This is a genomic window from Saccharopolyspora ipomoeae, assembly GCF_029952525.1.
Classification (GTDB): Bacteria; Actinomycetota; Actinomycetes; order Mycobacteriales; family Pseudonocardiaceae; genus Saccharopolyspora; species Saccharopolyspora ipomoeae.
Map to the genome: position 1 here is coordinate 35,661 of NZ_JASAOF010000013.1, position 14,870 is coordinate 50,530.

The 14,870-nt window shown below is 71.6% G+C and carries 9 protein-coding genes; 4 read left to right on the forward strand and 5 right to left on the reverse strand.

All coding sequences use genetic code 11. From position 1 onward, the window contains the following. Positions 1-15: 15 nt before the first annotated feature. The 4 genes from QFW96_RS19395 to QFW96_RS19410 all read left to right on the forward strand — a co-directional run bounded on the left by QFW96_RS19395 (position 16) and on the right by QFW96_RS19410 (position 6,925). The gene (locus QFW96_RS19395; protein ID WP_281457106.1) at positions 16-1,713 is read left to right on the forward strand and encodes a hypothetical protein; all 1,698 of its coding nucleotides are present in this window, start codon (positions 16-18) and stop codon (positions 1,711-1,713) included. Next, entirely contained in the window at positions 1,710-2,672 is a 963-nt protein-coding gene (locus QFW96_RS19400) for a glycosyltransferase family 2 protein (RefSeq protein WP_281457107.1), read from the forward strand. Before QFW96_RS19395 ends, QFW96_RS19400 begins: the two co-directional genes overlap by 4 nt. A 132-nt stretch (positions 2,673-2,804) precedes the next feature. Next, on the forward strand, positions 2,805-6,017 hold the full coding sequence (locus QFW96_RS19405; protein WP_281457108.1) for an arabinosyltransferase domain-containing protein: 3,213 nt from the start codon (positions 2,805-2,807) through the stop codon (positions 6,015-6,017). Between the two features lie 224 nt (positions 6,018-6,241). Continuing rightward, the gene (locus QFW96_RS19410; protein WP_281457109.1) at positions 6,242-6,925 is read left to right on the forward strand and encodes a helix-turn-helix transcriptional regulator; all 684 of its coding nucleotides are present in this window, start codon (positions 6,242-6,244) and stop codon (positions 6,923-6,925) included. Here QFW96_RS19410 and QFW96_RS19415 read toward each other — a convergent pair. The 5 genes from QFW96_RS19415 to ndk all read right to left on the reverse strand — a co-directional run bounded on the left by QFW96_RS19415 (position 6,913) and on the right by ndk (position 14,799). After that, complete coding sequence (locus QFW96_RS19415; protein WP_281457110.1) at positions 6,913-7,815, reverse strand: hypothetical protein; 903 nt, start codon at positions 7,813-7,815, stop codon at positions 6,913-6,915. The two genes, QFW96_RS19410 and QFW96_RS19415, sit on opposite strands and share 13 nt — an antisense overlap. 71 nt (positions 7,816-7,886) lie before the next feature. Further along, a complete protein-coding gene (locus tag QFW96_RS19420) occupies positions 7,887-10,934 on the reverse strand; it encodes a translation initiation factor IF-2 N-terminal domain-containing protein (protein WP_281457111.1) in 3,048 nt (1,015 codons plus the stop codon). Between the two features lie 167 nt (positions 10,935-11,101). Further along, the gene (locus tag QFW96_RS19425; RefSeq protein ID WP_281457112.1) at positions 11,102-11,896 is read right to left on the reverse strand and encodes a TIGR03936 family radical SAM-associated protein; all 795 of its coding nucleotides are present in this window, start codon (positions 11,894-11,896) and stop codon (positions 11,102-11,104) included. 219 nt (positions 11,897-12,115) lie between these two features. After that, positions 12,116-14,080: a TIGR03960 family B12-binding radical SAM protein gene (locus QFW96_RS19430; protein ID WP_281457113.1), complete on the reverse strand. Its 1,965-nt coding sequence runs from the start codon at positions 14,078-14,080 to the stop codon at positions 12,116-12,118. 302 nt (positions 14,081-14,382) lie between these two features. Further along, entirely contained in the window at positions 14,383-14,799 is a 417-nt protein-coding gene (gene ndk / locus QFW96_RS19435; RefSeq protein ID WP_281457114.1) for a nucleoside-diphosphate kinase, read from the reverse strand. Positions 14,800-14,870 lie beyond the last annotated feature (71 nt).

Sequence of the window (14,870 nt, forward strand, 5' to 3'; positions counted from 1 at the left end):
CTAGGGAAACGCTCAGTGACTGACACCGCTCCGGAGACCGCCCGCCAGGCCGCCGCCCCGACACCGGTCGCCCCCGGCCCGCTGCGGCGCTTCGGCCCGCTGCTGCTGGGGCTGTCGGCCGTCGTGCCGCCGCTGATGATGCTGCGCGAGGTCCTGCGCTACCCGCAGATGCACTTCTACGACTACTGGTGGGTGCTGCTCGACATCACCGACGCCGACGGCGCGCTGCGCCCGGAGGCGCTGCTGGGCTTCCGCAACGAGCACCCGTTCGTGCTGCCGAGCCTGCTGTTCTGGCTCAGCGCCCGGTTCGGGCACGGGCTCAACCAGCCGCTCGGGCTCGCGGTGCTGGCGATGGGCGCGGGCTGCGTGCTGCTGGTGCGGGCGATGCTGCCGGGGCACCTCGACGCCTGGCAGCGCGCGGGCCTGGTCGCGGCCACCTCGACGCTGGTGTTCAACCCGCACGGCATCCACAACTACGTGCGCTCGATGAGCGGCGCCTCCTGGATCCTGGCGATGCTGCTGGTGCTGGGCGCCCTGCTGGCGATGCACCGCGAGCACCGGGTGATCGCCGTGGTGCTGGGGCTGCTGGCCTCGATCAGCTACGGCACCTCGTTCGCGGTGTGGCCGGCGCTGGCGCTGGTCGCCTGGCTGCGCGGCGACCGGCGCAAGTGGATCGCGACGCCGCTGGTGGTCGGGTTCGTCGTGGTCGCGGCATGGCTGGTGCTGCGCGGACCGCAGGGCGGCGGCGGGAGCTCGCCGACCGACGATCCGGCTCAGGCGATGCTGGCGGGGCTGAGCATGCTCGGCATGGTGTGGACCGGCACCGAACCCTCGGTCGCGCTGCTGGCCGGGGTGGCCGGGATCGGAGTGCTGGTGCTGCACGCGCGGCAGAGCACCGCCGAGCGGCGGATCGCCGCCCCCTGGTGGGGCCTGGCGCTGTACGCGCTGGGCTGCGCGGTGATGATCTCCGGTTCGCGGGCCGCGTTCGGCGAGTCGGCCGGGCTGCAGAGCCGTTACAACAGCATGACCGCGGCGCTCTGGATCGCGGTGCTGGTGATCGTGGTCGCCTGGGCCCGCTGGCCGCGGTTCCGCGCCGTCGCGGTCGGCGGCACGGTGCTGGCCACGGTCGCGCTCGGGGCGCCGATGGCGCAGAGCGTGCGGGCCGACGCGCCCAACCAGCAGCTGCTGGCGGTCGCCGCGCGGATCGGGCACCCCGACGCCTTCACCGACCGCTTCCCGTCGCCGGAGCAGCTGCTGCCGCGGCTCCGGGCGCTCGGGCACTACCCCTTCTCCCCCGAGTTCTCCCTGGGCTGCCCGGACGGGCTCACCGTCGGCGACCGGGTCAGCACCGCGGGCTGGCGGACGCCCAGCGTCGACTCGCTGCGCGAATCCCGGCCGGACGGCCGCGACGTCGTGCTCAACGTCGAGACCGACCAGGTCCAGGGCGGAGCGCGGATGCTCAAGGGCTGGGCGATCTCCGGCATCGAACGCGCGCGCTGCGTGGCCGTGCTCGACCGGACCGGCACCGTCGTCGGCGGCGGAGTCGTCGACATCCCACGCTCCGACGCCGAGGCCGCGACGCCGGGCATCGAGAGCGGGCTCGGGTTCCAGGCCGCGGCACCGGCCCAGCCGGGCCCGCTGCGCGTGGCCTTCCAGTTCCCCGACGGCTGGTGGATCCGGCCGCTCACCGAGAAACCGCAGGTGGCGCCATGAGTGTCCCGGAAGTCTCGCTGCTGGCCCCGGCCAAGAACGAGCGCGACAGCCTCCCGAAGCTCTTCACCGAGATCCGCGAGGCGATGGCCCGGCAGCACCGCGAGTGGGAGCTGGTGATCGTCGACGACGGCAGCACCGACGACAGCTGGCGGATCATCACCGAGCACCCCGCGCTGGACCCCCGCATCCGGGGCATCCGGTTGCGCCGCAACTTCGGCAAGGCCGCGGCGCTGGCCGCCGGGGTCGCCGAGCTGCGCGGCGAGCTGATGGTCACCCTCGACGCCGATCTGCAGGACGATCCCGCCGAGATCCCCCGGCTGCTGGCCGAGCTCGACGACGGCGCCGACCTGGTCAGCGGGCACAAGGCCGAGCGCAAGGACCCGCTGGGCAAGCGGCTGCCGTCGAAGGTGTTCAACTGGGTCACCGGCCTGATCACCGGGCTGCGGCTGTCCGACCACAACTGCGGGCTCAAGGCCGCGCGCACCGAGGTCTACCGGCGGGTTCCGCTCTACGGCGAGCTGCACCGCTACATCCCGGCGCTGGCGCACCAGTTGGGCTACCGGGTCGTGGAGCGGACCGTCAACCACCGGCCCCGGCAGCACGGGGTGTCCAAGTACGGGCTGGAGCGCTACGCGCGCGGCGCGCTGGACCTGCTGACGGTGATGGCGCTGACGCGCTACGGACGCCGTCCGGCGCACCTGTTCGGCGGTCTCGGGATGATCGCGGGCACCCTCGGGACGGCGGTGCTGCTCTACCTCACCGGGGTCTGGTTGTTCACCCCGGAATCGATCGGAACCCGTCCGCTTCTGACGCTCGGGATTCTGCTGGAGATCTTCGGTGTCCAGATGATCTCACTGGGTCTTCTGGCCGAACTCGTGCTGCACCGAACAGGGCGCGAACACGACGTGACGGTGCTGGTCACGGAGCAAACCGGAATTTCCGAACACCACGCTTCGTGACCAAACATTTCAAATCGGAACACAACGCGGTAACGGGATACTGACAAGGCCTTTGCCCATTACCTGACGCATTTGCGAAATTGTGCGGGGGGCGGCAGAACACACCCCGTCATCGCCCGTAGGGTCTCCCCCGTGCAGCAAGAGTCGGCGAAGAAATTGCGGCTGCTCGCCACGCTCCTGGGACTGGTCGGCACCGTCTTGGCGCTACTGGTCCCGTTCCTCCCCGTCAACCACAAGGTGGGGACGTTGCGGTGGCCGACAGCAGAAGGAACCAGACCGGTTTCCGCCCCGCTGGTGACCTACGAGCCCGTGTGGCTGGACGCGAAGGTCCCGTGCGCCTCGGCGCGCAGCCTGGACGCGCGGACCGAAGGGCCGGGGTTGCTGCTGAGCACCAACTCCCCCGACTCGGATTCCGGTCAGCTCACCGGTCTCGTGATGCAGGTCGACGGCGGTCAGGTCCTGCTCTACAACAAGGGCCAGCAGATCGGCACCACGCCGCTGCCCGCCGGTGACTGCACCCTGAAGGTGCGCTCCGACGGCGGCGCCACGACCGCCAGCCTCGGCAAGGAGCGGTGGGTCAACCAGAGCGGCGATCAGCGCCCCCAGGTGACCGGCATCTACTCCGGGCTCGACGACGAGCGCGACGACGTGCGCGGCCTCGACTTCCAGGCGCGCGTGGACAACCGGTTCAGCTCGTGGGCGACCCCGCTGAAGACCGCCGTCATCGTGCTCACGCTGGCCTCGTTCATCGGCTCGGTGATGTGCCTGCGGCGCCTGGACGCCCTGGCGGGCAGACGCGCGCCGCGACTGGCGCCGCGCCGCTGGTGGCGGCCGACGCTGCGGGACATCTCGGTGTTCCTCGCGCTGGGCATCTGGTGGCTGATCGGGGCGATGACGTCCGACGACGGCTACGTGCTGAGCATGGTGCGCTCCGAGCAGAGCGCCGGGTACGTCACCAACTACTACCGCTGGTTCGCCAACCCGGAATCGCCGTTCGGGTGGTTCTACGAGGTCTACTCGCTGTGGGTGCGGGTGTCGACGGCGACGCCGTGGGTGCGGCTGCCCGCGCTGCTGATGGGCGTCATCAGCTGGCTGCTGATCTCCCGCGAGGTGCTGCCGAGGCTCGGCCAGCAGGTGCGGCGCTCCAACGCCGCCGGCTGGGCCGCGGCCGCGGTGTTCCTGGCGTTCTGGCTGCCCTACAACAACGGTCTGCGCGCCGAGCCGGTCGTGGTGCTGTTCTCGCTGCTGGCGCTGTGCGCCGTCGAGCGGGCCGTGGCCACCGAGCGGCTCACTCCGGCCGCGCTGGGCCTGGTCGCCGCCGCGCTGTCGGTGGGCGTCAACCCGCACGGCCTGATCGCCGTGCTCCCCTACGTCGCCGGGTTCAAGCCGCTGTTCCGGATGGTGCGCAAACGAGCGCACGAGTTCGGCTGGTTGCCGGTGCTGGCACCGATCTCCGCGTCCGGGTTCGTGATGCTGACGCTGGTCTTCTACGACCAGACGTGGCAGTCGGTGATGGACGCGATGGAGCTCAAGACGACCTTCGGCCCCAACGGCCACTGGTACGAGGAGCTCAGCCGCTACCTGCTGCTGTTCAGCGAGAGCCCGGACGGGTCGCTGAGCCGCCGGTTCCCGGTGCTGCTGGTGATCCTGTGCCTGGCGACCTGCGCGGTGGTGCTGCTGCGCCGCGGCCGCATCCGCGGTGCCGCGCTCGGCCCGAGCCGGCGGCTGCTGGCCGTGGCCGGCCTGGCCTTCGTCGTGCTGGCGCTCACGCCCACCAAGCACACCCACCACTTCGGCATCTTCGCCGCGGTCGGCGGCGCGCTGGCCGCGCTGACGGCGCTGGCGACCAGCAGCACGGTGCTGCGGTCGCGGCGCAACCGGATGGCGTTCGTGACCGGTCTGCTGGTGATCCTGGCCTTCGCGGTGACCGGCCCGAACGCCTGGTGGTACGTCTCCGGCTGGGGCGTCCCGTGGTTCGACAAGCCGCCGTCGATCAAGGGCTACAAGGCCAGCACGATGATCCTGGGGCTGGCCTTCGTCACCGCGGTCATCGCGGTGATCGAGCACCTGCGGATCGACGAGAACAACCCGAAGATCGTCGACGAGAGCTGGGAGAGCAAGGAGAAGCGCAACCTCGCGCTGCGCTGGGGCACCGCGCCGCTGTCGGTGCTGTGCGCCTTGCTGGTGCTCGGTGAGCTCGCCGCGTTCGGCAAGGGCATCGTCGAGCAGGGGTCGAGCTACACGCTGGGCACCGACAACATCAAGCAGCTCACGGGCCGCAGCTGCGGGCTGTCCGACTCGGTCGGGGTGGAGACCAACCCGCGCGAGGGCGTGCTGAAGGCCTCGGCGCAGCAGCCGACGGTGGCCGCTCCCGGCGTGAAGGCGCCGCAGCGGCTGGCCAACCAGGAGAACGCCGAGCAGTACCTGCAGCCCAAGCAGGTCGGCTTCACCGACCCGGGCGTGCCGCCGACCGACGAGTCCTCGCCGGATGCGCCGAACTGGCGTCCGCCGAACCAGTTCGGCGGGCCGGAGGCGCCGGTGTGGGGCAGCTACGACGAGGCCGGGCAGTCCACCGGCGAGCTGCGCACCCCCTGGTACGACATCCCGGAGGAGGCCAAGGCAGGCAAGCTCCCGGTGGCGATCAGCATCGCCGGCGCGGAGACCGGTGCCAACCAGGTCTACTTCGAGCTGGGCAAGGACACCCCACAGGGCTTCCAGATCACCCACCGATACCCCGTCGAGCAGGGTCCGCCGCCGGGGTGGCGCGACCACCGCTACGTGCTCGGCGCGGAGGGCAAGGACGCCACGAAGCTGCGGATGGTGCTGGTCGACCAGTCGCTGGGGCAGACCGGGTGGCTGGCGGTGTCGGCGCCGCGCGTGCCGAAGCTGACGCAGCTGACGCGGTTCGTGGGCGACGACCCGGCGTTCGTGGAGTGGCCGGCCGGTCTGGTGCACCCGTGCCTGGAGATCTCGGGGCTGTACAACGGCATCGCCGAGATGCCGAAGTTCCGGGTGAGCGCGGGTGAGCTGGTCCGCGACGTCGGTGCGGGCTGGTCCTCGCCGGACGCCGGCGGGTCGTTCGGCTGGATGACGGTCGCGGCCAGCGTCCGGAACCTGCCGACGTACCTGAACAACGATCCGCAGAAGGACTGGGGCTCGCTGTACCAGGTGCACCCGTACACGCCGGAGGCCCTGCCGGCCTCGGCGGCCCTGGAGCTGCACACGGAGACCCACTCGGGCCTCTGGTCGCCCGGCCCCCTCACCCAGGGGCTCCAGCTGCCGGGGGACATGCCGAGCTCCGACGACCGCACGGACATCCCCAAGTTCGACAGCGACCAGAACTGATCCGCCCCCTTCGCTGAGGCCCCGGTCCCGCCCGGACCGGGGCCTCACGTGTGTCCGCGCTCAGCAGTGGACAGTTTTAGCCATAATTGTCCGGACAAAACGGACATTGATCATGGGTGATTATGGCTAAAACTGTCGCCTGGTGACGACCGCGCCCTCCGCGACCGGGGAACCGCGTCGTGGTGGTGACGCATACTTCGCGGGTGGGGTATTGGGAGTCGGGGGTGGACGCGGAGCTCCGGGGGTTCGTGTCGTGCGTGTGGGGGCACGGGGATGAGCCCGTCGGGGTTTCGCAACTCGTCGTGCCCGACGGGTGCGTGGACGTGATCTGGCGGCCCGGTGGGATCGAGGTCGTGGGACCGGACACCGGGGCCTGGGTCTCGGGGATCGCGGCCGGGAGTTCGTTGTTCGGGATTCGGGCTCGGCCCGGGATGGCCGGGTTGCTGCTCGGGGTTCCCGCCTCCGAAGTGCGGGATCAGCGGGTCGATGCCGAGGATCTGTGGGGTGCCCGGGCTCGGGCGCTCGCCGAAGCGATCGACGAGCGGCCCGGGATGGCGCCGGTGCTGCTGGCGGACTTCGCGCGGCAGCGGCTCGCCGAGTGGGACCCCGACCCGATCGCGACCGCCGCCGTGGCCGCGCTCGACGATCCGCGCCCGCCGTCGGTGGCCGGGCTCGCCGATCGCGTCGGGGTCTCCGAACGTCAGCTGCGCCGCCGGATCGGCGACGCCGTCGGCTACGGTCCGCGAACCCTGGTGAGCGTGCTGCGCTTCCAGCGCGCCGCGCGCGGCGGCGGGGCGCTCGCCGACCTCGCCCACCGCTGCGGCTACGCCGACCAGGCCCACCTGACCAGGGAGTTCCGCAGGCTCACCGGCACGACTCCGAAGCGGTTCCTCGGTCAGGCGTCGTAGGCCCGCAGCACCCGCAGCGCGTCGAGCGTGACCCGCGGCCTGCCCTCCAGAGCGGTTCCCGGAGACCACTCCAGCCAGTGGATCGGCCATCCCCCGTCCTCGCCCTGCTGCCCCGCCAGGTGGTCCAGCCCCCGCTCGATCTCGGCGTCGTCGAACCAGCCCCGCGCCAGGCTCGCCGGGTTCGCCGCGTAGTCGCAGGTCAGCGGCACCTCCCCGGAGGCGTAGCCGGGTGCGGTCCGCGCCCCCTCCGGGTGGGCGGGGTCGAGCAGCACGTACCCGGCCTCCCGGATGAGGCCGCCGAGGCGCTCGGCGGCGGCGCGGGCCCGCTCTCGGTCCGGCACGTGGTCGAGGAACGCGATCGCGGCGATGGCCTCGTACGGGTGGGTCTCGGTGAGCGCGTCGACGCGCTTCCAGCAGAACTCCGTCGCTCCCGCCAGCCACGGGTGCGCGACCGCGTTGCGGTGCAGCACCCCGGCCAGCAGCGCCGTGGTTAGCAGCGCGCCCTCGGGCTCCTCGACGATCGGGATCCACGGTGCGTGCGGGTAGTCGCGCAACCGCAGGTCACCGGCGGGAACACCACCGTCGGGCCGGGTGATGGTCGTGAGGTGGTCGCAGATCGCGGGCGCGGCCTCGGCGCACTGACCGATCTCGTCGAGGATCGTCAGCGCCGTCCACGTCTGCAGCGGCTGGCTGACGGGACCGCGCGCGTCCGGTTCCAGCCCGTAGCCGAACCCGCCGTCGGCGCAGCGGTAGGCCTCCAGCGCGGTGCGCACGGGCTCGGCCGGTCCCCCGGCGTGGAGGTGTTCGAAGCGGCGCTGCTCCAGCACGCGCGCCGTCAGCCAGATGAAGCGCTCGGCGTCGGCCAGGCGCTGCGGGGTGAGACGAGTCATGTCCCGACGCTAAGCGGAGATGGCCGACCCGTTCTTGAACGGATCGGCCATCTCCGGGATCACTGCCCTGCTCAGCTCTCGGCTGGCTGGTCGCTCGCCGACGGGCCGGACGGGCGCGAGACCGCGCGGCGCCGGGCCCGGCGAACCGGGGCGGCCGGTTCGACGTTGGCCAGGGCGTCAACGGTGGACTGCTGCTCGGCCGGCTTGGACACCACCAGCGGCTGCACCGGTGCGCCCGCGCTCCCGGCGGACCGGACGGCCTTGCGGCGCGGCCGGGCACCGTTGGCGGACTCGGCGGGCTCCTGCTTCGGCTCGACCGGAGCCGCAGGGGCCTCGCTGACCTGCGGCTTCTCCGCGACCGGCGCAGCGGTCCCGGCGGGCTCGGGCTCGGCCGGCTCGGTCTCGGCGGACTCGGTCTCGACCCGCTTCGACTCGACCCGCTTCGACTCGGCGGGCTTCGACTCGGCGGGCTTGGGCTCGGCCTTCGGCTCGGGCTTGCGCTCCTCCGCCTTGGACTCGGGCTCGGGCTTGGGCGCCTTGTCCTCGGCCTTCGGCTTGGACTCCTGCTTCGGCTCCGCTGCCTTCGGCTCGGGAGCCTTCTCAGCGGCCTTCTCGGCGGCCTTCTCCGAGGCCTTCTCAGCGGCCTTCGGCTCGGGCGCCTGCTGCTCGGTGTCCTGCTGCTTGCCGCGGTTGCGGTTCCGGCGACCGCCGCCGTTGCCGTTCTGGTTGCCGCCGCCGTTGCCGCCACCGCCGTTGCCGTGCTGGTGGTGGATCGGCTCGGTGGAGACCATCAACCCGCGCCCGCGGCAGTGCTCGCAGGTGCTGCTGTAGGCCTCGAGCAGGCCGGTGCCGACGCGCTTGCGGGTCATCTGCACCAGGCCGAGCGACGTCACCTCGGCGACCTGGTGGCGGGTGCGGTCCCGGCCCAGGCACTCGGTGAGCCGGCGCAGCACCAGGTCGCGGTTGGACTCCAGCACCATGTCGATGAAGTCGATGACGATGATGCCGCCGATGTCGCGCAACCGGAGCTGGCGGACGATCTCCTCCGCGGCCTCCAGGTTGTTCCGGGTCACCGTCTCCTCCAGGTTGCCCCCGGATCCGGTGAACTTGCCGGTGTTGACGTCGATGACCGTCATGGCCTCAGTGCGGTCGATCACGAGGTAACCGCCGGAGGGCAGCCAGACCTTGCGGTCCAGGGCCTTGGCGATCTGCTCGTTGATCCGCTTCTCGTGGAACACGTCGTTCTTGCCGACGTGCTTCTCCAAGCGCGCGGCCAGGTCGGGCGCCACGTGGCCGACGTAGGCCTCGATGGTCTCCCACGCGTCGTTGCCCTGGACGGTCATCGACGAGAAGTCCTCGGTGAACAGGTCGCGGACGACCTTGATCAGCAGGTCGGGCTCCTCGTAGAGCAGCTGCGGGGCGTTGGCGCCGGGGGTCTCGGCCTTCTCCTTGATGACCTCCCACTGCGCCTGCAGCCGCCGCACGTCGCGGTCGAGGGCCTCCTCGCTGGTGCCCTCGGACGCGGTGCGGATGATCACGCCGGCGTTCTCCGGGACGATCCGCTTGAGGATCTCCTTGAGGCGCTTGCGCTCGTTGTCGGGCAGCTTGCGGCTGATGCCGGTGGCCCCGCCGCCGGGCACGTAGACCAGGAACCGGCCCGGCAGGCTGATCTGGGTGGTCAGGCGGGCACCCTTGTGGCCGACCGGGTCCTTGGTGACCTGCACCAGGACGCTGTCGCCGGTCTGCAGCGCCTGCTCGATGCGACGCGCCTTGCCTGCGAGCCCGGCGGCGTCCCAGTCGACCTCACCGGCGTAGAGGACCGCGTTGCGGCCCCGGCCGATGTCGACGAAGGCGGCCTCCATGCTGGGCAGCACGTTCTGCACGCGGCCCAGGTAGACGTTGCCGACCAGCGAGCCGGAGCCCGAGGAGGTCACGAAGTTCTCGACGAGGACGTTGTCCTCCAGCACCGCGATCTGGGTCTGCTCGCCGTTCTGGCGGACGACCATCTTGCGGTCCACCGACTCGCGGCGGGCCAGGAACTCCGACTCCGAGAGCACGGGCGCGCGGCGGCGACCGGCCTCGCGGCCGTCCCGGCGGCGCTGGCGCTTGGCCTCCAGGCGGGTCGAGCCCTTGACGGCGCGGACCTCGTCGTCGCTGGAGTCCTGGCGCGAGGAGGTCTCGGAGGGCTCCCGGACGTGCACCACGGTGTTCGGCGGGTCGTCCTCGCGGCTGCCGCTCTCGTCGTCGGACGTGCCCTTGCGGCGACGGCGCCGACGGCGGCGGCGCGAGCCCTCGCCCTGTCCCTCGGACTCGGCGGGCTGCTCCTCGGACGTCTCCTCCGCGGGCTCGCCGGCGCCGTCGGCCTGCGCGCCCTCGGACTGGCCGCCCTCGGAGGTCTCGTCGCCACCGTTGTCGGTGTCGGAGTCGGCACCCCGGCCCCGGCCGCGGCCACGGCGACCGCGGCGGCGACGGCGGCGGTTGCCCGAATCACCGGAGTCGTCGGAGTCGTCCTCGGCAGCGGTGTCGGTCTGCTCCTCCGCCGAGGAGGGCTCCTCCGCGGAAGTGGTCTCGGCGGGCTCGGGAGCCGCCTCGGTCTGCGGCGCGGCGGCCGGGCGCTCCACCGGCGCCTGCGGCGCCAGGAACATGGCCTCCGGGGCCGCGAACAGCGGCGTCAGGCCACCGGCCGAGGTCTCCTGCTGCGACGCCGGTGCCGGGGCGAAGTCGGCCGCGGGCACGGACGCCTGCTCCGGCTCGGCGGCCTGCTCGGCGGCCTCAGCGGCAGGGGTCTCGGCCGCAGGGGTCTCAGCAGCCGCGGAGGTCTCGGCGACCGGAGCCGCCTCGGCCGTCCCCTCGTCGCCCTCGTCGGCGACCATCTCCGGGTTCAGCGACTGCACGACGCGCAGGGCGACGTCCCGGTTGATGTTCGACTGGGCGCTGCGGACCGGCTCACCGATCTCGTCGAGCGCCTTGATGACCTCCCGGCTGCTGGCGCCCAGCAGCTTGGCGAGTGCGTGCACCCGGAGCTTCGCGGGCAGCTCGATCGTGCCCTGCTCCTCCTGGGTGGGTGTGGGCGATTGCCCGCTGGCGTTGTTCCCAGCGGGCGTGTCCATGTTCAACATCCAGCTCCTCCGCCCCCGGGCGCGTCCGGGTGGACGCGGCCGCACAGAGGCATGTGCGATCTTCTAGTTTCCGCCGCCCGCGGGCGACGGCAATTCTTCGTGGTCCCTCCGCCCCGGACCTGCAGTCCGGGAAGCCGTACGGCGGGTCGACGACGTCACGCCGTCCGTCACCCGACCGCGGGCTCTCCCGCCGGAGTCCGGTCGCCGCCTGAGTCCTGGGCCAACGGGTCGGCAATGCCTCCCCCGTCATCGAGCCGACCCTGTTCCAGCCGGGTCGCGCTCGCGGCGGCCGACGGTGCCAGACCGGCGACGACACGCAGGGCGCTCAGTACGTCGTCGGGTCGTACGACGGGTGTTGTCTGCCGCACGACCGTAACGAGTATCCCATACGGTGCGCACGCCTCGGGCCAATCGTCCACCCGGGGGGTCGCGCCGCGTATTTGATCACGCTGCGCAATCGGCCGAGGACCTTCCAGGACCTCGGCGCTGAGGAGCGCGGCGCGGGCGTCGATGGTCCGCCTGCCGTCCTTGGTCATGCGCTCGACCAGCGCGCTGTCCGCGGCCATGAGCTGCTCGGCCGCCCGGCGCAACTCGTCCACCTCGACGCCGGGCACGTCGATGCGCCACTTGCTGACCTCCAGCCGGTCCGCGAGCGGGCCCGGGCTCGCCTCCACCGCCGTGAGCAGGTCGATCCCGTCGGGCAGCGCGGAGTCCAGCTCGGCGCGCAGCGCCTCGGGCTCGACCCGCTCCACCAACTGCAGCTCGACGTACTCGGCCTCGCTGGACACGCCCGTGGGCACGGCTCCGGCCCAGGACACCTTCGGGTGCGGGCTGAAGCCCTGGGAGTAGGCCATCGGAACGCCGGCCCGGCGCAGCGCGCGCTCGAAGGTGCGCGCCACGTCGCGGTGCGAGGTGAACCGCAGCCTGCCCCGCTTGGCGTACCGCAGGCGCAGCTTCTGCACCGGCGGCGCCGAAGGATTGGGGTGATCTCGCCGACTCAGAATGCCTCCCCGACCATGATCGTCACCGCCGGTCCCCCAGGACCGCTCACGATGGCGATGCTTGCGTGCTCAACCGCGCGGTGACAACACCTCGCGGGAAGTTTTCGATCCAGACCGTACCTGGCCGACGGTGTCGCGCACGTTCGCGCGCGAAACCCTCGCCGCGCGCGAACGCGCAGGTCAACCGTTGCTGAACGCCGGATTCCGGACCGGCGAGCCCTGCCCGACCGGCGAGATCGGCAGCAGTTTTCGCCCGGTCGGGCCGACCTCGATGTCGGTGCCCATCGTCGGGCACACGCCGCAGTCGAAGCACGGCGTCCAGCGGCAGTCGTCCTGCTCGCGGGCGTCGAGGGCGTCCTGCCAGTCCGCCCACAGCCACTCCTTGTCCAGCCCGGAGTCCAGGTGGTCCCAGGGCAGGACCTCGCCCTCGGTGCGCTCGCGGGTGGTGAACCAGGCCAGGTCCACGCCCACCTCGGCGAGCTCGGCCTCGGCGCAGTCGACCCAGCGCTCGTAGGAGAAGTGCTCGTTCCAGCCGTCGAAGCGGCCGCCCTCGCGCCACACCCGCTCGATGACCCGGCCCAGCCTGCGGTCGCCGCGCGAGAGGAGTCCTTCGATCAGCGAGGGCTTGCCGTCGTGGTAGCGCATGCCGATGTTGCGGCCCAGCGAGCGGTCGGTGTTGATCGCCTCGCGGAGCTTGCGCAGCCGGTCGTCGACGGTCTCCGGGTCGGTCTGCGACGCCCACTGGAACGGGGTGTGCGGCTTGGGCACGAACCCGCCGATGGAGATCGTGCAGCGGATGTCCTTGCGACCCGACGCCTCGCGACCTGCGCGGATGACCTCCTTGGCCATCTCGGCGATCTGCAGGACGTCCTCGTCCTCCTCGGTGGGCAGGCCGCACATGAAGTACAGCTTGACCTGCCGCCAGCCGTTGGCGAAGGCCGCCGAGACGGTGCGGATCAGGTCTTCCTCGGAGACCATCTTGTTGATCACCCGGCGGATCCGCTCGCTGCCGCCCTCGGGCGCGAAGGTCAGCCCGGAGCGGCGGCCGTTGCGGGACAGCTCGTTGGCCAGGTCGATGTTGAAGGCGTCGACCCGGGTCGAGGGCAGCGACAGACCGGTGTTGGTGCCCTCGTAGCGGTCGGCGAGGCCCTTGGTGATCTCGGCGATCTCGGAGTGGTCGGCCGAGGACAGCGACAGCAGGCCGACCTCCTCGAAGCCGGTGTTCTGCAGGCCCTGCTGGACCATCTCGCCGATGCCCTCGATGGAGCGCTCGCGCACCGGGCGGGTGATCATCCCGGCCTGGCAGAAGCGGCAGCCGCGGGTGCAGCCGCGGAAGATCTCCACGCTCATCCGCTCGTGCACGCTCTCGGCGAGCGGCACCAGCGGCTGCTTCGGGTACGGCCAGTCGTCGAGCTCCATCGTGGTGCGCTTGAACACCCGGTAGGGGGCGCGCTCCTGGTTGGGCACGACCTCGGCGATGGCGCCGTCGTCGCTGTAGGAGACGTCGTAGAACTTGGGGACGTAGACGCCGCCGGACTCGGCCAGCCGCAGCAGCAGCTCGTCGCGACCGCCCGGGCAACCCTCGTCCTTCCACCGCCGGACGGCCTCGGTGATCTCCAGGACGGCTTCCTCGCCGTCACCGAGCACGGCCGCGTCGAGGAAGTCGGCGATCGGCTCCGGGTTGAACGCGGCGTGCCCACCGGCCAGCACGATCGGGTGATCGTCGGTGCGGTCGGTGGCGTGCAGCGGGATGCCGGCCAGGTTCAGCGCGCTGAGCAGGTTGGTGTAGCCGAGCTCGGTGGCGAAGCTGATGCCGAAGACGTCGAAGGCGCCGACCGGGCGGTGGGCGTCCACGGTGAACTGCGGGATGTCGTGCTCGCGCATCAGCTCTTCGAGGTCCGGCCACACCGCGTAGGTGCGCTCGGCGAGCACGTCCTCCTGCTCGTTGAGGACCTCGTAGAGGATCTGGACGCCCTGGTTGGGCAGACCGACCTCGTAGGCGTCGGGGTACATCAGGCACCACCGAACGGTGGTGTCCTCCCACGCCTTCACGGTCGAGTTGAGCTCGCCGCCCACGTACTGCACGGGCTTGGAAACCCGCGGCAGCAAGGGCTCCAACCTGTCGAAAACGGACTCCACAGCCACGCGACCAGGGTAGAGGTCCCCCGACGGGACGCCGAGCGGGGGCGATTCCAGCCGGGGAGCACCCGGCTGAAACCACCCTGACCTTGGCCTGAACCAGTCGTTGGCCTACGCGCAAGCGGCGCAGCCGCGAGGCGTGAACACCACCCTCGCAGCCCGCACCGCCGCGGGTTCTGACACGTCTTCTGGCGAGTACGCCGCGGCGCCGTGCATTGGACGTACACAAGCCGTGGCGCACGGAGTCCAGAAGACGTGTCAGGTTCCGCTACCCGCACCGCCGAGCAGAACGACCACGAGTACAGGTGTCAGGCACCCAGGTCGGGGAACCAGAGCTTGAGCTCGCGGGCTGCGGACTCCGGGGAGTCCGAGCCGTGGACCAGGTTGAACTGGACCTCCAGGCCGAAGTCGCCGCGGATGGAGCCCGGGGCGGCCTTCTCGACCGGGTGGGTGCCGCCGGCCAGCTGGCGGAAGGCGGCGATGGCGTTCGAGCCCTCGACGCAGGCCGCCACGACCGGACCGCCGGTGATGAACTCGATCAGGCTCTCGAAGAACGGCTTGCCGTCGTGCTCGGCGTAGTGCTGCTCGGCGAGCTGGCGGTCGACGTTCTTGAGCTCCAGCGCGACCAGCTTCAGGCCCTTGCGCTCGATCCGGCTGATGACCTCGCCGACGAGGCCCCGCTCGACGCCGTCGGGCTTGACCAGCACCAGAGTGCGCTCGCTCACGTTCTCTCTCCTCACTTCACGGTTGCGCCAGGCGCGACGACCCAGCGCCCGAATTGACCGCAAGCGTATCG

What these genes read in the sequence shown, in the direction of transcription:
- QFW96_RS19415 (WP_281457110.1), bottom strand. Translation starts at nt 7,815, where the DNA reads ATGACTCGTCTCACCCCGCAGCGCCTGGCCGACGCCGAGCGCTTCATC.
- QFW96_RS19420 (WP_281457111.1), bottom strand. Translation starts at nt 10,934, where the DNA reads ATGTTGAACATGGACACGCCCGCTGGGAACAACGCCAGCGGGCAATCG.
- QFW96_RS19400 (WP_281457107.1), top strand. Translation starts at nt 1,710, where the DNA reads ATGAGTGTCCCGGAAGTCTCGCTGCTGGCCCCGGCCAAGAACGAGCGC.